A 16,852-nucleotide genomic window follows, 5' to 3' on the forward strand; every position below is an offset into this window, starting at 1 on the left:
GGACAGCTACCGGAAATCGTCCCCACGACTGTTTCGCCCTACCCTGGGGCATACTGCGCGCCCCCTTTCACCTGGAGTCCTGTCGATGCCCGTCTGGTGGCTGCTCGTCCTGCCCTTCATCGCCGGTGCCTGCCTGCCGCTGCAAGCCGGCATCAACGGCCAACTGGCCCGGCACCTCGGCAGCGTCTTCGCCGCGGCGTCCATTTCCTTCATGGTCGGCCTGCTCGCCCTGCTGGGCCTGACCCTCTGGCAGCGTGGCGTCCCCACCCTGGGTGCCCTGCGCGAACTGCACTGGTGGCACTGGTGCGGCGGCCTGCTGGGGATGTTCTTTATCGCCATGGCCGCCTTCGCCGGTCCGCGCATCGGCGCCACCCTGTTCATGGCGCTGGTGATCGCCGGGCAGCTGGCCATGTCGCTGAGCCTGGATCACTTCGGCTGGGCCGGCTTTCGCCAGGATCCGGTGACCCTCGGCAAGCTGGCCGGCGTGGTGCTGATCGGTGCCGGCGTCTGGTGCATCGCCCGCGCCTAGGTCCAGGCCTAATAGAGATCGCGGCGGTAGCGGTCTTGATCGATCAGGCGCTGGACCTCGGCCTCGCCAAGCAGCGCCTGCAGCGTGGTCTGGACGCCGCGCCCCAGGCCCGGCAGGCTGCCGCAGACCATGATCACGGCATCGGCCGCCAACCAGTCCGGCAGCCTTTCGCGCTGCGCCCGCAGGCGGTCCTGCACATAGCCGTCGCCGTCCCGCGAGAACACCCGGTCCAGCCCGGCCAGTTCGCCCCGTGCCTGCCAGGCCTGCAATTCAGTGCCGTAGAAATCATCGTGCGCTGCCGTGCGTTCGCCAAAGAGCAGCCAGTTGCGCCTGTGCCCGGCAGCGATACGGGCCGCCAGCAGCGGGCGTACACCCGCGAGGCCGGTCCCGGCGGCGATCAGGATCAGCGGGCGCTCGTCCAGCGGTGGTCGGAAGCCGGGATGGACGCGGAGCCGCGCCTCCACGACGTCACCCGGCTGCAGCGCCGTGGTCAGCCAACCGGAGGCGATGCCCAGGCGGCCATCCGCCTGGCGCGCCTGGCGCACCAGCAGCCGCAACGGCCCTTCGCCGGGCAGCGAGGCGATCGAGTACTGGCGAACGGCGAGGGGCTTCAAGGTGTCGAGCAGGGCCTGGGCGTCCAGCCCCCGCAGCGCGGTCTGGTCTTCCGGCAGCAGCAGGGTTTCCAGGGCCACGGCCAAGGTCTGGGTGAAGCCCTCGCGCGTCACCACACTGTCCGCAGCCAGACCCAGGGACGACAGCCAGGCCGCCACCCGTTCGGCACGCTGGCGTGGCGCGATCTCGAGAATATCGCCGGGTGCCCAGCTGCTCCCGGGCGGTGGCAACAGCTGCAGCTCGAAGACCGCTCCACCGGGGCTGCCGGCATTGAGCCGCTGCACCGACGCCAGTTGCCAGGACTGCAGCGGACGCTCGGGCGGTGCCTCGGCACGCGCGGCGCCCAGGGCCTGGAGCTGAGCCTGCCAAAGCGCAAGTGCCTGGGCGTCGCCATTGTCCACCTCCACCGGGGCGAACAGCGGCCGGGCGCCCTGCCCACCCAGCCAGGCATCCAGCCGTTGGGCGAAGGCGCAGTAGGCCGGATAGCGACGGTCGCCCAGGGCCAGCAGCCCATAGTTCAGGCCCGGCAGCGCGGCTGCCTGGGTCAGCAGGCGTCGCTCGAAGCCGCGCGCGGCATCCGGGGCCTCGCCGTCGCCGTGGGTGGCGACCACGAACAGCGCCTGGGTGGCCCGCTGCAGTCGCTCGACCGAGAGCCGCCCCAGCGCGACCACCTCGGCGCTCAGTCCCGCCGCCTGCAACTGGCTGGCGGCCTGCCAGGCCAGCGCCTCGCCCTGGCCACTCTGGCTGGCGTAGCCGATCAGCCAGTCGGCGGCGCCCGCCGCGGCGGGTGTCAGCCCGCTTTGCGCCTGGCGCGCCTGGCGGCGTTTGCGCCGGCGATCCAGATAGAGCCAGAGCCCGGTCACTATGAACAGCGGCATGGCCAGGCTGGCGAGCAGCAGGGCCACCCGCCCCGCCAGGCCGAAGTATTCGCCCGAATGCAGGGCATAGACGCTGAGCAGCAACCGAGCGCCCAGCGGCTGCTCGCGATAGCGGCGATGATCGAGCACCCGCCCCGCGCCGTCGAAGACGATGCGATTGAGGGCACGGACATGCTCGGCATCGTCGGGCAGGTACCAGAGGGTGAGATGGCTGACCTTGCGCGCCGGATTGGGCAGCAGCAGGCCGTAGCCCTCCACCCGTCCGCCGGTCTCCTGCCGAAAGCTTCGCCAGAGCGCGTCCAGGTCCACGTCCTGGCGCGCCACCACCCCCGAGATCCGGGGCTCCGGGGCGGCGCCCAGCAGGCGCTCGCCGGCCTCACGGTACCAGCCGTACGACCAGTAGAGGCCGGTCAGCGCCGCCAGCAGATAGAGCAGCAGGCACCAGGTGCCGGCCACGGCGTGCAGGTCCCAATGGAAACTGCGCCCCTGACGGCCCCAGTCCAGGGTCAGCCAGGTGCGCCAGCGCCGAACCTGGCGCGGCCAGCGCAGGTAGAGGCCGGACAGGCAGAGCACCAGCAGGATCAGGGTGGCGGCGCCGGTCAGAGCCTTGCCCACCGGTCCCAGGGCCAGGGAGCGGTGCAGGTCCAGGATCAGGCGAAAGAACCCCTGGCCGCGGGGCGCCGTTAGTACCTCGCCCGTGTAGCGATCGAACAGCTGCACCTCGGGACGCCCCTGACCCTTCGCCGGTGCCAGGCCGAGCAGACCGTAGCCTTCCCCCGCCATGCTGGAAACGAAGCTCAACTCCCGGTCCGGCGGCACGAGGCGCTGCCGCACTTCCGGCAGCGTCAGCGGACGCCGATCCGGCGTCGCGGCGGTCGGCGGCGGATTGAGCAGCTCCAGCAATTCCAGCTGGAAGCTGTAGAGCGCCCCCGTCACGCCCAGCACCACCAGCACCAGACCTGCGGCCAGGCCGAGCAGGCTGTGCAGCTGGAAGAGGCCCCTGCGGATCAGGGCTGAGCCCATTGGCGCAGGAGGTTGTGATAGACGCCGGTCAGCTGCAGGCAGGCCTCATGGCCCTGCCCCAGCTCGGCGGCCGCCCGCTGGATACCCTGGTCGAGTTCGAACAGCTGGCTGCGCTGACCGGCATCGCGCACCAGGCTCTGGATCCAGAAGAAGGAACACAGCCGCGCGCCTCGGGTGACCGGCAGCACCCGGTGCAGGCTGCTGGCCGGATAGAGGATCAGATCGCCGGCCGCCAGCTTGACGCTGTGGGCGCCATAGGTGTCTTCCACCACCAGTTCGCCCCCGTCGTATTCGTCCGGCTCGCAGAAGAACAGCGTGGCCGACAGATCGGTGCGCAGGTAGCCGCTGCCATCCGGCAGCGGCCGCAGGGCATTGTCCACGTGCAGGCCAAAGGACTGGCCGCCCTGGTAGCGATTGAACAGCGGCGGAAACACCCGTGCCGGCAGCGCCGCGGCGACGAACAGCGGATGCCGCGCCAGCGCCTGCTGGATCAGCTCGCCCACCGCGCGCGCCGCCGGCTCGTCCGCCGGCAGCTGCAGATTGTCCTTGGCCATGGCCGACTGGAAACCGGCCGTGTGTCGGCCATCGGCCCAGGCCGCCGCCTCCAGCCGCTGGCGGCACTCCCCTACCTGCTCGGGCGTCAGCACGCCCGGAACGCTGATCATCATGGTGATTCCCTCTAACGCCGAAAGCCCTGCGCAGGCAGGGCTTCGGTTGCTGCAGGCGACCTCAGAAGCTGTAGGTCGCGGTCAGGATGGCGGAACGGGCATCGCCGTATTCGATGGCCGACGATCTCGTGCTCACGCCCAGTTGCGAGCGCACCCGCTCCACATAGTCCTTGTCGAAGACGTTGTTGACGTTGAGTTGCAGGTCGACGTTGCGATTGACGCGATAGCCGACCATGGCGTTGTGCAGCCAGTAGTCGTCGAGCTTGGCGCCGTCGTTGCTGGAGGTGACGTTGCGCTCGCTGACATAGCGGGCGCCATAGCCCACCCGCCAACCGGCCGGCAGCTCATAGGTGGTCCAGAGATTGAGCGAACGCGGCGGGGTGTTGGCCAGGGCCTGGCCTTCGCGATTGCGCCCGTCCAGGGTGTCGGCGGCCTTGAGCGTCTCGCTGTCGAGGAAGGTGAAGTTGGCGTAGACATTCCACTGCGGGGTGATCCGCCCGGTGGCGCCCAGTTCGATGCCCTGCACGCGCTGCTTGCCGGCCAGGGCGGTGCTGCCATCGGCCAGGGTCTCCCGGGCATTGCTCTTCTCGACGCGGAACAGGGCGCCGTCCAGCTCCAGGCGCTTGTCGAGGAATTCCCACTTGGTGCCCAGTTCCCAGGTCTTGTTCTTTTCCGGACCCAGATCCTGGTTGGCCGCGCTCAGACCGGCGCCGGTGGAGGTCAGACTTTCCGCCGAGGGATTGAAGGAGGTGCCATAGGCCACGTAGACCCGGCCGTTCGGCGCCGGCTTGAACACCAGGCCGGCGCGCCCGCTCAGCTTGGCGTCATCGGCACTCAGGCGGGTCTTGCTGCCGCGCACGCCGTTGGCAACCGGGGTGGTATCGCTGTCGCCGTCGAACCAGTCGTAGCGCAGACCCAGGTTCAGATCCCAGTAGTCGTTGAGGGCGATGGTGTCGAAGGCATAGAGCGCCTTGTCGATCAGCACGTTGTTGGCGATGGCCGAGGTCTGCTTGTCGGTGGCGCCGTCATAGCGCTCCGGCGGCGCGGCCAGGGAGTAGCCGGCAGCGGGGAAGGTCAGGCCATAGCTGTAGGTGTCGCGGTCGTAGTCCTCGCGGGAGAACTCGGCGCCCAGGACGAAGGAATGCCCCAGGCCGAAGGTGTCGACGTTGCCGGTCAGGTTGGTCTGGTTGATCCACATCTCCGAGGTCACGTCGCGGCCATAGCCCTGGGGACCGGCCGGGCGATAGCGGCCCGCGGCGACGCCACCCAGGTTGACGTGGGACGCCGAGATCACCACGTCGCGCTCGATGCGGCTGTAGCGGGTCAGGTTCTGCAGACTCAGGTTGTCGTTGAAGCGATGCTCCAGCTCCACGGTGAAGACATTGTTGTTGATGTCTTCCTTGTCGATGTTCTGGAAGCCGAAATAGGCATCGCGATCCACCCCGCCCAGGCGCTTGCCGTTGAGCGCCGGCACCCCGTAGTCGGGCTGGTTGTTGTCGGTCTGGTGGAAGTAGCTCAGGGTCAGGCGGGTATCGTCCGACAGGCCCAGGGCCAGCGACGGCGCGATGCCCCAGCGCTCGCGATCAATCTGGTCGCGGCCGGGCACATCGTTCTCGTGGGCCATCAGGTTCAGCCGGAAGGCGCTGTCGGTGCCCACGCCCTGCAGCGGCTGGTTGGTGTCCAGGGTCAGGCGGCGATAGCTGTCGGTGCCGAGGCCCGCGCCGATGCGGGTGAACTGGCGCTCCTGGGGCTTCTTGCTGATCAGGTTGATGGAGCCACCGGTGGTGCCGGCGCCGCCGAACACCGAATTGGGGCCCTTGATGACCTCGACCGATTCCAGGTTGAAGGTGTCGGTGCGGTTGGTCTGGGTGCTGTCGCGCAGGCCATCGATCTGGATGTTCGAGTTGGCGCTGAAGCCGCGGATATTGATGCTGTCGCCGGAGCCGCCACCACCCTCGCCGGCGTTGAAGGTGATGCCGGACACGTTGGACAGCACCGATCTCAGACTCAGAGCCTGCTGATCCTGGATGACCTGCGCCGGCACCACCGTCACGGTCTGCGGGGTGTCCAGCAGGGGCGCGGTGTACTTGCGCGAGGCGGACTGCTCGGCCTTGAAGCCTTCCTGCTGCGCCTGACCTTCGATGGTCAGACTTTCCAGTCGGGTCACCGGCTCCTTGGCGCCCTGGGCCTGCGCCCCGAGGGACAGCGAAGCGACGGCGACACTGAAGGTAGAAACCAGCAGACGACGCTGGGACAGCGAGGACATTTCCTTGGACATGATGGCGAGCCGCCTCCTTATGTGAATGCGGCGCGATTCTATTTGCAAACGATTATCAAATCCATAGCGAATGTAAATTATTCTTAACAATCCGGAAAAGCGTCTGACACAGCGCTTTTCACCAGCCATGAAAAAGCCCGCGTCCCTGACGGGACGCGGGCTCGATCGACGCGGAAAGCCCTTAGAGGTAAAAGGCCTTCAGCGGCGGGAAGCCGTTGAATTCCACCGCGCTGTAGCTGGTGGTGTAGGCACCGGTGGACAGCCAGTACAGGCGGTCACCGCTGGCCAGGTTCAGCGGCAGGCCGTACTTGTAGTGCTCGTACATGATGTCGGCGCTGTCACAGGTAGGACCGGCGATAACGACTTCTTCCATCTCGCCCTTCTTCTCGGTCCAGATCGGGAACTTGATGGATTCGTCCATGGTTTCGATCAGGCCGGAGAACTTGCCCACGTCGGTGTAGACCCAGCGCTCGACGGCGGTACGCGACTTGCGCGCCACCAGCACCACTTCGCTGACCAGGATGCCGGCGTTGGAGATCAGCGAGCGGCCCGGCTCGAGGATGATTTCCGGCAGCTCGTCGCCGAAGTCTTCCTTGAGGAAGCGGATGATCTCCTCGGCATAAGTCTCCAGGCTGTTGGTGCGATGGATGTAGTTGGCCGGGAAGCCACCGCCCATGTTGATCATCTTCAGGGTGATGCCGTCCTCTTCCTTGAGGCGCTCGAAGATCACCTTGACCTTGGCGATGGCGGCGTCCCAGACGTCGATGTCGCGCTGCTGGCTGCCGACGTGGAAGGAGATGCCATAGGGCTCCAGGCCCAGCTGACGGGCCAGGATCAGCAGGTCCAGGGCCATGTCGGGCTGGCAGCCGAACTTGCGCGACAGCGGCCAGTCGGCGGAGTTGGAGCCTTCGGTGAGGATCCGCACATAGATGCGCGAGCCCGGGGCGGCCTTGGCGATGTTGCGCAGGTCAGCCTCGGAGTCGGTGGCGAACATGCGCACGCCCTTCTCGTAGAAGTAGCGGATGTCCTTGGATTTCTTGATGGTGTTGCCGTAGCTGATGCGCTCCGGCTCGACACCGGTGGACAGCACCTTGTCCAGCTCGTAGATGGAGGCGATGTCGAAGTTCGAGCCCTTGTCGCGCAGCAGCTCGGTGATCTCGATGGCCGGGTTGGCCTTGACCGCGTAATAGATCTTGGCGAACGGGAAGTTGCCAACGAGATCGTCATAGGCCCGGCCGATGGTGGCGGTGTCGATGACGACGAAGGGGGTTTCCTGCTGGTCGGCGAAGGCCTTCATCTTCTGGAAGGTTTCGCGAGAATAGTAATCTTCGACCTTGATGGACATGCGTCGGACTCCCGATGGGCAGAACAAATTGAAGGAGGGGGTGTTCTGAACGCCTAATCCGTTTCCCCACTTTGGTTCGCCTACTTCCCAAGGCACATCGCCGAAAGCAAAAAGGTCAACGCGTACTGGCGTTGACCTCGCTGTCTCGTCGTCGGTACTTGAGCCGGATGGATCGTTTCCAGCATGGACGTTCGGGCGCGAACTTTAGGGCCAGACGCCCTGAAGATCAATGTTAAATCCATGATCTTTACCGAACGGTGACGCGTGCGGACTCACCCCTCTCCTGCAACCGACCGGAGCAGGCGCCGAGATGTTCCTGGGGAGCGATGACAGGGAGAAATGGGGAGGCCGGACGACGTCATCGTCGGGCGTTGGCGATGGAGTTGCGCCATCGCGGGCATGGCACCGTAGCGTGGAAAACGGCGCAGCCTTTTCCACTGGGGCGTTCGGTGCCTAAGTGCACCCTCACCTCAACCCTCTCCCAGGGGGAGAGGGGGTCATCCGAGCGATGCCAGGCCACCTTCGATTCAGGCGCCTCGCCGTAGGTTGGGTTGAGCGCAGCGAAGCCCAACCCGCCCAACCCCAGCGCCTTAGCGGAACGGCGGCTCGTCGAAGCTGCGCAGCTTGCGCGAGTGCAGGGAGTCGAGCTGGGTGCGCAGCTGGTCCAGGGCAGCGATGCCGATGGCCAGGTGCTGGCTCACCGCGCGGGCATAGAAGGCGTTGGCCGAGCCCGGCAGCTTGATCTCGCTGTGCAGGGGCTTGTCGGACACGCACAGCAGGGTGCCGTAGGGCACCCGCAGGCGATAGCCCTGGGCGGCGATGGTGCCGCTCTCCATGTCCACCGCCACCGCGCGCGCCAGGTTGATCAGCGGGCGTTCCTGGGCCCAGCGCAGCTCCCAGTTGCGGTCGTCGTAGGTCAGCACGGTGCCGGTGCGCAGGCGACGCTTGAGCGCCTCCCCGCGTTCGCCGGTGACATTGGCGGCGGCTTCCTGCAACGCCACCTGCACCTCGGCCAGCGCCGGGATGGGGATGTGCGGTGGCACGACGCGGTCGAGGATGCCGTCGCGTCTCATGTAGGCGTGGGCCAGCACGTAGTCGCCGATGGTCTGCGACTGCCGCAGGCCGCCACAGTGGCCGATCATCAGCCAGCAGTGCGGACGCAGCACCGCCAGGTGATCGGTGATGTTCTTGGCGTTGGACGGGCCGACGCCGATGTTGACCAGGGTGACGCCATGGCCGTCACCGGCGATCAGGTGGTAGGCCGGCATCTGGAAGCGGTGCCAGGCGATGGCGGCGATGACCGCCTGGGCCTCGGTGGGGTCCATGTCGCGTTCGATGATGACGTTGCCCGGCAGCACCAGGCGCTCGAAGCGCGGATCGCTGCGCAGCTGTTCCAGGCCGTGCTGGATGAACTGGTCGACGTAGCGATGGTAGTTGGTCAGCAGGATCCAGGGCTGCACGTGGCGCCAGTCGCTGCCGGTGTAGTGGACGATGCGTCTCAGCGAGAAGTCGGTGCGGGCGGCATCGAACAGGGCCAGCGGCAGCGGATCGATGCGCTCCCAGTCGTAGTGGCCGTCGGCGATGTCGTCGTGGGCGGCGGAGAGATCGGTGCTGGGGAAGACCCGCGCCAGCTCGGCGGCGGTCACGCCGCTGCCGGCCAGTTCGTCGCCCTGCTCCACCACATAGGGATAGGGGATGTCCTGGCGACTGCGACCGATCTCAACCTGGAGGTCGTAGTCGCGCATCAGCGGCTCGAGCTGCTCCAGCAGATAGCCGCGAAAGGCCGCCGGATGGGTCACGGTGGCCACATAGGTGCCGGGCAGCTGGATCTTGGCATAGGCGCGGGTGGTGGCCGGCGGCACGCCGGGAGCACGATAGCGGATGCGGATCTCGGGGTAGCGGAACAGCTCGCGCTCGGCGGCGCTGGGTTCGACGCGATCCTTGAGATAGCGCTTGAGGGCGGCACCCAGGGCCTGGGTGGCCTCGTCGTGCAGAGCCGCAAGACGGTCGACCGCCTCGCTGGCGGTGGCAACGGCGGTGAAATCCTCGGATACGGAGGTCATGCAGGTTTCCTTGTTGGGGCGCTGGCTATAGCTGACACCCTAACACCCCTGGGTGACAACGGCTGTGACGGCTCATAGGGGTTTGTCACCCTGGGCGTGCTGCTCCCACAGCCGGCGATAGTGGCCGTCGGGCCGCTGCAGCAAGGCCTCGTGACTGCCCTCCTCCACTTTGCGGCCATCACGCAGCACCAGGATGCGATCGGCATGGCGGATGGTGGACAACCGGTGCGCCACCACGATCAGCGTGACCTGGCCACGCAACTCGTCCAGCGCCCCCTGCAGCCGTGCCTCGGTGGCGCTGTCAATGCTGGCGGTGGCCTCGTCGAGCAGCAGGACCTTGGGTTCGCGCAACAGCGCCCGGGCCAGCGCCAGCAGCTGCCGCTCGCCGGTGGACAGGGTGAAGCCACGCTCGCCCAGCAGGGTATCCAGGCCTTCCGGCAACCGCGCCACCAGGTCGTCCATATGGGCGGCAGCCAGGGCCTCGCGCAGCCGCGCATCCGACACCTGGCTGCCCAGCAGCAGGTTGTCCCTGAGACTGGTGGAACGGATGAAGGGCTCCTGGGGCACGCTGGCCAGGGCGGCGCCCAGCACTTCCGGGGTCAGCGTGCCCAGTTCGCGACCGTCCAGGCAGAGGTGGCCGCCGGTGACCGGTTGCAGTCCGGCGAGCAGGTCGAGCAGCGTCGACTTGCCGCTGCCGGTGGGGCCGACGATACCGAGAAAGGTGCCCGGAGCGATGTCCAGGTCGATGCCGTGCAGGGTGTCGTGACCCGCGCCGGCATGGCGAAAACGCACCGCGTCGAGGTGGAAGTGCGCGGTCGCGATGGGCCGGTCATCTTCGCCACTCAATGCCGGCTTCTCTTCCAGCAGGTGCAGCAGCCGGGTGCCGGCCACCGTGGCCTGCTGGAACAGGTTGAATCTCTGGGTGATGTCCATCAGCGGCTCGGTCACCCGCCCCAGGTAGGTGACGAAGGCATAGAGCACACCGATCTCGGCGCCGCCCTGCAGATGGCCCATCCCGTAGACCAGCAGCAGCACCGCCAGCACCGCCACGCTGACCAGGTCCAGCGCCGAGCGCAGCAGCAACCCGGAGACGCGGATGGTGCGCATGCGCGCGCCGTACTGGGCCTGGTTGAGGCGCTGGAAATCCTGGCGGAAGCGCTCGGTCTGGTTGAAGGCCTGCAGAAGACCCATGCCGCCGATGGCCTCGCCCAGGCGGGCGCTCTGCTCGGCGCGCAGCATCCGCACCTCCATGGCCGCCGCCCCGCTGTATCGCTGGTAGGCCCAGACGATCAGCACCGCGGCCGGGATCAGCAGCACGGCGATGGCCATCAGGCGTACGTCGAGCAGCGCCATGGCCACCAGGATGCCGATCAGCAGCACGATGTTGCCGACCATGTTGCCGAGGAAGGCCACATAGAGTTCGCGCAGGGCATCGGTGTCGTTGGTGACGCGCGCCACCAGTTCGCCGGTGGCGGTACGATCGTGGAAGCTCTGCGGCAGGCTCAGCACATGGCGGAACAGCCGGCGCCGCTGCAGGAGCACCACGTCCATGGCGATCTCGGCGAATCTCAGCGATTGCAGATAGCGGCCATAGGCGGCCAGGCCCTGGGAAACCACATAGGCGGCGACCAGGCCCACCAGCGGCCAGAGGCGCAGGTCGTGGGGCACCAGGTAGTTGTCGAGGTAGTGCTTGGTCAGCCAGGGCCCCAGCACGTCGAACAGCGTGGCCACGACCAGGATCGCCAGGGTGCCGGCCAGCTTGCGCGGATTGGCCAGTACCGGCTTGAGCAGCAGGGAAAGCACGCGCGTCCTGGTCATTGGCTGGCCTCCTCCGCCTGTTGAAGATTCCACAGTCGGGCATAGAGCCCCCCGGCGGCGAGCAGCTCGCCATGGCGACCCCGCTCCACCAGGCTGCCCTGGTCGAGCACGATGATCTCGTCGGCGTGCTGTACGGCCGAGAGACGGTGGCTGACGATCAGGGTGGTACGTCCCTGCAGCCCGGCCAGCGTCTTGAGCAAGCGGGCTTCGGTGGCGGTATCCACCGCCGAGAGGGTGTCGTCCAGCAGCAGGATGGGCGCGGGCGAGAGCAACGCCCGCGCCAGGGCCACCCGTTGGCGCTGACCACCGGAGAGGGTCAGGCCGCGCTCGCCCACCGGCGTATCCAGCCCGTGCGGCAGCGCCGCCAGATCGGTGGCAAAGGCGGCGGCGTCCAGGGCTTCGCGGATCTCCCCGGCGGTGGCATCGGGACGACTGAGGGCGACGTTCTCGCCCAGGGTGCGGGCGAACAGGAAGGGATCCTGGGGCACATAGGCGAACTGGGCGCGCAGGTCGCCCAGCCGATACTCCTCCAGCGGCACCCCGCCCAGGCGGATGCTGCCCTGCTCCAGCGGAAACTGGCGCAGCAGCAGGCGCAGCAGGGTGCTCTTGCCGCTGCCGGTGGCACCGACGATGCCCAGGGTATCGCCGGCGGGCAGGTCGATGACCACGTCCTGCAAGGCTGGCTGACGCGCCTGGGGATAGGTGAAGGCCGGAATATAGACCGACAGATCGGCCTGGTCCGGCGGCGTCCGGGTGCCCTCGTCGCGAATGCGCTCGGTGACGGCGAACACCTCTTCCAGCCGGCGGGCCCCGGCCTCGCCGCGCTGCAGCAGGTTGAAGCACCAGCCGATGGCGAACATCGGCCAGATCAGCTGCACCAGATAGAGGCTGAAGCTGGTCAGCTGGCCGAGGGTAATGTGGCCGTCGAGATAGCGCCAGCTGCCCATGACCAGGGTCAGCAGGGTGGCAAGACTCAGGGCGACGAAGATGATCGGCTCGTAGCGCGCCTCGGTGCGCTGCACCTGGTAGTCGGCCTTGGCCACGCTGCGGGCGCGGGCGTCGAAGTCGTCCAGCTCGGCTTCGATCAAGGCATGCTGGCGCAGCATGCGCAGGCCGCTCAAGGCTTCCTGGGTGCGGTCGTTGAGGGCGGAAAAGCCGGCCAGCGCCAGGCCGAAGCGCTGCTGCACCCGCCGCGCCACGCGATAGAAACCCCAGGCCATGAAGGGAAAGGGCAACAGCGCCAGGGCGGCCAGGGGCGCGTCGATGCCGATGAACATGGCCAGCAGCACCAGCAGCAGGGTCAGCATGCCATCGAAACTGGCCAGCACCCCTTCGCCGGCCGCGGTCTCCACGGCGTCGATGTCCTGGGTGGCGCGGGCCAGCAGGTCACCGGTGCGACTGGACTGGAAGAAGCCGGGGTCCAGCCGCGCCAGCTTGGCGAAGAAGGCGTCGCGCAGCTCCACGCCGACCTGGTAGGAGGTGCCGAACAGGCGCACCCGCCACTGATAGCGGAGCACATAGAGGCCACAGCCGACCGCCACGATCAGGGCGACGCGCCAGAGCAGGCCGGTCTGATCCAGCTCGCCGGCGCGCAGGGCGTCGATGGCCTTGCCGATCCACCAGGGCAGCGTCAGGTTGAGCAGGCCGACGCCCAGCAGGCAGAGGATGGCAGTCCCGTAGGCACGCCGTTGGCGCAGGAAGAAATCACGCAACAACCGCCACAACGCCATAGAACCGCCTTACCCGAGCAAAGGTGCAGTATATCGGCTACCCAACCGGCCGCGGAGTTCCTTCGTCCCGATCCGGGTCCCATGTCAACGGGTGGCGCAGGGCGCAAGGTCGTTGTAGGGTGCCACTCCCTGCGGCACCCGGCCGCTGCGCCCCTTTTTCCCTTTGCTAGGCTGACGCCCATGACCCTCGAACCCCAACGTCCTGTCGTCCTCTGCCTGTCCGGCCACGATCCGAGTGGCGGCGCCGGGCTGCAGGCCGACATCGAAGCCCTGCTCGCCCAGGGTTGCCATGCCGCCCCGGCGGTCACTGCCCTGACCGTGCAGGACACCGTCGACGTGCATGACTTCCGGGTGCTGGATCGCGAGTGGGTGCTGGCCCAGGCGCGGGCGATCATCGCCGACCTGCCGGTGGCGGCGGTCAAGCTGGGCATGCTCGGTTCGGTGGAGATGGTCGAGACGGTGCTGGAGATCATGGAGTCCCTGCCCGGCGTCCCCCTGGTCTGCGATCCGGTGCTGCGCGCCGGTGGCGGCGGCGCCTTGGGCAAGGACGAGGTCGGCTACGCCATCCGCGAGCGGCTGCTGCCGCGCGCCACCATCGCCACCCCCAACCTGCCCGAGGCACGCATCCTCGCCGAGTTGCCCGAAGGCACTCCAGAGGAGTGCGCCGAGCGCCTGCTGCCCTTCTGCGCCCACCTGCTGATCACCGGCGGTCATGGCGAGGAGCACGAGGTGCACAACCGCCTCTATGACCGTGCCGGTGGCTGCGAGACCCACGTCTGCCAGCGCCTGCCCGGCAGCTACCACGGCTCCGGCTGCACCCTGGCCAGCACCCTGGCCGGGCGCCTGGCGCTGGGCGAAGCCCTGCCCAGTGCGGTGCGCAGCGCCCTGGACTACACCTGGCGCACCCTGAGAGACGCCGAACGCCCCGGGCGCGGCCAGTACGTGCCGCGCCGCCTGCCGCTGGATTTCTGCTCATGAGCCCGCTGCGCGGCCTCTATGCCATCACCGACAGCGCCCTGCTCGCCGAGGGTCGCCTGCTGCCCTATGTCGAAGCCGCGCTGCAGGGCGGAGCCCGGCTGGTGCAGTACCGCGACAAGTCAGGCGACGCCAGCCGCCGCCAGGACGAAGCCGCCGCCCTGGCCGAGCTCTGCCAGCAGCATGGCGCCAACCTGATCATCAATGACGACCTCGCCCTGGCCCGCCAGCTGGGCGTCGGCCTGCACCTGGGCCAGCAAGACGGCTCCCTGGTCGCGGCCCGCGCCGCACTGGGCGCGGAGGCGATTCTCGGCGGCACCTGTCACGCCAGCCTGCAACTGGCCGAGGCTGCAGTCCAGGCTGGTGTCAGCTACCTGGCCTTCGGCCGGTTCTTCGCCTCCAGCACCAAGCCGGATGCCCCGCCAGCGCCCCTGGAATTGCTCGACCAGGCCCGCCGCCGCTTCGCCCTGCCCGTCTGCGCCATCGGCGGTGTCACCCTGGACAACGCCCCGCACCTGCTCGCCCACGGCGTCGATCTGCTCGCCGTCGTCCACAGTCTATTTGCCGCCGCCAACGCGGGCGAGGTGGAGCGCCGCGCGCGCGCCTTCGCCCGGCTGTTCGCGGCCTGATCCCGTTCAAGGAGACCTCTATGTCCCGCTCCGCGCAACTCTTCGACCAAGCCCAGCGCCACATCCCCGGTGGCGTCAACTCGCCGGTCCGCGCCTTCAAGAGCGTCGGCGGCACGCCGCTGTTCTTCAAGCACGCCCAGGGCGCCTACATCGTCGACGAGGATGACAAGCGCTATGTCGACTACGTCGGTTCCTGGGGTCCGATGATCCTCGGCCACAGCCATCCGGACGTGCTCGATGCCGTGCGCCGCCAGCTGGAACACGGCCTCTCCTATGGCGCGCCGACCGCCCTGGAAACCACCATGGCCGACCTCATCTGCGAGATCGTGCCGTCCATGGAAATGGTGCGCATGGTCAGCTCCGGCACCGAGGCCACCATGAGCGCCATCCGCCTGGCGCGCGGCTACACCGGGCGCGACACCATCATCAAGTTCGAGGGCTGCTACCACGGCCACTCCGACAGCCTGCTGGTCAAGGCCGGCTCCGGCGCCCTGACCCTGGGCGTGCCCAGCTCACCCGGCGTCCCGGCGGCCTTCGCGCAGCACACCCTGACCCTGGCCTACAACGACCTGGGCGAAGTGGAAGAAACCCTGGCGAACGTCGGCGACCAGATCGCCTGCATCATCGTCGAGCCGGTGGCCGGCAACATGAACTGCGTACCGCCCGCGCCAGGCTTCCTGGAAGGGCTGCGCCACCTCTGCGACCGCTACGGCGTGGTGCTGATCTTCGACGAGGTCATGACCGGCTTCCGCGTCGCGCTGGGCGGCGCCCAGGCGCACTACGGCATTTGTCCGGACCTGACCACCTTCGGCAAGATCGTCGGCGGCGGCATGCCGGTGGGCTGCTTTGGCGGCAAGCGCGAGATCATGGAAAAGATCGCCCCGCTCGGCCCGGTCTACCAGGCCGGCACCCTGTCGGGCAATCCGCTGGCGATGGCCGCCGGCCTCACCACCCTGCAACTGATCCGCCGTCCCGGCTTCCACGCCGAGCTGACCGACTACACCACGCGGATGCTGCAGGGCCTGCAGGACCGCGCCGATGCCGCCGGTGTGCCCTTCGTCACCACCCAGGCGGGCGGGATGTTCGGCCTCTACTTCAGCGGCGCCGAAGACATCGTCACCTTCAGCGATGTCATGGCCAGCGACAGCGAGAGGTTCAAGCGCTTCTTCCACCTGATGCTGGACGGTGGCGTCTACCTGGCGCCCAGCGCCTTCGAAGCCGGCTTCACCTCCATCGCCCACGGCGACGAGGAATTGCGCATCACCCTGGACGCCGCCGAGCGCGCCTTCGCCACCTTCAAGGACTAGGGCTTTGGCTGAAAAGTCGCCGAGCGAAGGTCAGGCAAGACAAAAATTCGTGAGGAAGCGGAGTTTACGAGTGGTAAATGAGCATTCCGAACGAATTTTAACGAAGCCTGGGCGAGCACAGGCCTTTTCAGGCAAAGCCTAGGTGTCATTCGTCCCGCTTGCGGAACCTCTCTGCCCTGCCGGCCTCACACCTAGTTGAGTGGCCGGCGTCACAGGTAAAAAAGTTCCGCCGTTGCGCGTAAAGGTTTTGAAAGCGTGCGTCGGCTTGACCCATAATGAGATGTCGGCGCGTTTCGCCGACCGGGTTCTCCGAACCTGCCTCGCTTGTGGAGGCGCTTCATGCACCGCGCTGGTCGTACCCTGTGCGCAGCCCTGATTCTGATGCCCCTGGTCGCCCTGGCCGGAGGCAATTCGCTGCTCGTCCCCAGCACCAGCCGTTGCAACCTGAATCTGGCCAACGAAGCCCTGGCGCAGGCGATCGCCCGCTGCCAGCAGATCGCCCACGACGGCGATTCCCAGGCGCAGTACGAACTCGGCGACTTTTACTACGAAGGCAAGCAGACGCCCAAGGATCTCAACCAGGCGCGCCAGTGGTTCGAGCAGGCCTCGCTCAAGGGCAATGCCGATGCGCAGAATCGCCTCGGCAACATGTTCTTTCGCGGCGAGGGCGTACCGCCCAACAACATCCAGGCCTACATCGTGCTGAAGATGGCCGCCATCAATGGCAACGACGAAGCCATGGACACCGCCGACCTGGTCAGCGCCCAGATGCGCCGGGACGAGTTGGAGATGGCCACCCAGGTGCTGGGCCAGATCTTTCGCGACTATCTGCAGGACATGCAGACCGCGGGCAACCTCAATCCCTTCCAGCCGCCGCAGAACTGACGGCGAGCCCGGCAGAGCCTGTTCAAAGTCTTGCGAGCTAGAGACAAACAAGGCGGAAATGGCTGAGGAAGCGGAGTTTACAAGTAGTAAATGAGCATTCCGAAGCCATTTT

The 16,852-nt window shown here is 67.4% G+C and carries 12 protein-coding genes; 5 read left to right on the forward strand and 7 right to left on the reverse strand.

Annotated elements, in window-relative coordinates; translation table 11 throughout:
- Positions 1 to 79: 79 nt before the first annotated feature.
- Positions 80 to 529, forward strand: a complete 450-nt coding sequence (locus PVZ72_RS18905; protein WP_241495391.1) for a DMT family transporter — start codon at positions 80 to 82, stop codon at positions 527 to 529.
- A gap of 8 nt (positions 530 to 537) precedes the next feature.
- Here PVZ72_RS18905 and PVZ72_RS18910 read toward each other — a convergent pair whose 3' ends face one another.
- The 7 genes from PVZ72_RS18910 to PVZ72_RS18940 form a co-directional block, all read right to left on the reverse strand.
- Positions 538 to 3,042 carry a sulfite reductase flavoprotein subunit alpha gene (locus tag PVZ72_RS18910; protein ID WP_273862703.1) on the reverse strand — a complete coding sequence of 835 codons (2,505 nt, stop codon included), beginning with the start codon at positions 3,040 to 3,042 and terminating at the stop codon, positions 538 to 540.
- On the reverse strand, positions 3,027 to 3,710 hold the full coding sequence (locus PVZ72_RS18915; protein ID WP_273862704.1) for a Fe2+-dependent dioxygenase: 684 nt from the start codon (positions 3,708 to 3,710) through the stop codon (positions 3,027 to 3,029). Before PVZ72_RS18915 ends, PVZ72_RS18910 begins: the two co-directional genes overlap by 16 nt.
- A gap of 61 nt (positions 3,711 to 3,771) precedes the next feature.
- The gene (locus tag PVZ72_RS18920) at positions 3,772 to 5,988 is read right to left on the reverse strand and encodes a TonB-dependent receptor (protein WP_273862705.1); all 2,217 of its coding nucleotides are present in this window, start codon (positions 5,986 to 5,988) and stop codon (positions 3,772 to 3,774) included.
- Between the two features lie 181 nt (positions 5,989 to 6,169).
- Entirely contained in the window at positions 6,170 to 7,333 is a 1,164-nt protein-coding gene (locus PVZ72_RS18925) for a type III PLP-dependent enzyme (RefSeq protein WP_158896225.1), read from the reverse strand.
- A 590-nt stretch (positions 7,334 to 7,923) separates the two neighbouring features.
- Positions 7,924 to 9,396, reverse strand: coding sequence for an AMP nucleosidase (amn, locus tag PVZ72_RS18930; RefSeq protein ID WP_273862706.1), 1,473 nt, complete (start codon positions 9,394 to 9,396; stop codon positions 7,924 to 7,926).
- A gap of 72 nt (positions 9,397 to 9,468) precedes the next feature.
- Positions 9,469 to 11,214, reverse strand: coding sequence for an ABC transporter ATP-binding protein (locus PVZ72_RS18935; protein WP_273862707.1), 1,746 nt, complete (start codon positions 11,212 to 11,214; stop codon positions 9,469 to 9,471).
- Complete coding sequence (locus PVZ72_RS18940; RefSeq protein ID WP_133859952.1) at positions 11,211 to 12,944, reverse strand: ABC transporter ATP-binding protein; 1,734 nt, start codon at positions 12,942 to 12,944, stop codon at positions 11,211 to 11,213. The genes PVZ72_RS18935 and PVZ72_RS18940 overlap by 4 nt, the downstream gene beginning before the upstream one ends.
- 180 nt (positions 12,945 to 13,124) lie before the next feature.
- On the opposite strand from PVZ72_RS18940, the gene PVZ72_RS18945 reads away from it, so the two are divergent.
- From PVZ72_RS18945 to PVZ72_RS18960, 4 genes are all read left to right on the forward strand, one after another.
- Complete coding sequence (locus PVZ72_RS18945) at positions 13,125 to 13,922, forward strand: hydroxymethylpyrimidine/phosphomethylpyrimidine kinase (RefSeq protein ID WP_273862708.1); 798 nt, start codon at positions 13,125 to 13,127, stop codon at positions 13,920 to 13,922.
- On the forward strand, positions 13,919 to 14,548 hold the full coding sequence (thiE, locus tag PVZ72_RS18950; RefSeq protein ID WP_273862709.1) for a thiamine phosphate synthase: 630 nt from the start codon (positions 13,919 to 13,921) through the stop codon (positions 14,546 to 14,548). The genes PVZ72_RS18945 and thiE overlap by 4 nt, the downstream gene beginning before the upstream one ends.
- A 20-nt stretch (positions 14,549 to 14,568) precedes the next feature.
- Complete coding sequence (hemL, locus tag PVZ72_RS18955) at positions 14,569 to 15,855, forward strand: glutamate-1-semialdehyde 2,1-aminomutase (protein WP_273862710.1); 1,287 nt, start codon at positions 14,569 to 14,571, stop codon at positions 15,853 to 15,855.
- Positions 15,856 to 16,194: 339 nt separating this feature from the next.
- On the forward strand, positions 16,195 to 16,740 hold the full coding sequence (locus PVZ72_RS18960; protein ID WP_027597185.1) for a tetratricopeptide repeat protein: 546 nt from the start codon (positions 16,195 to 16,197) through the stop codon (positions 16,738 to 16,740).
- Positions 16,741 to 16,852 lie beyond the last annotated feature (112 nt).

The sequence above is a fragment of the Pseudomonas sp. LA5 genome (assembly GCF_028640825.1).
Classification (GTDB): domain Bacteria; phylum Pseudomonadota; class Gammaproteobacteria; order Pseudomonadales; family Pseudomonadaceae; genus Chryseomonas; species Chryseomonas aestiva.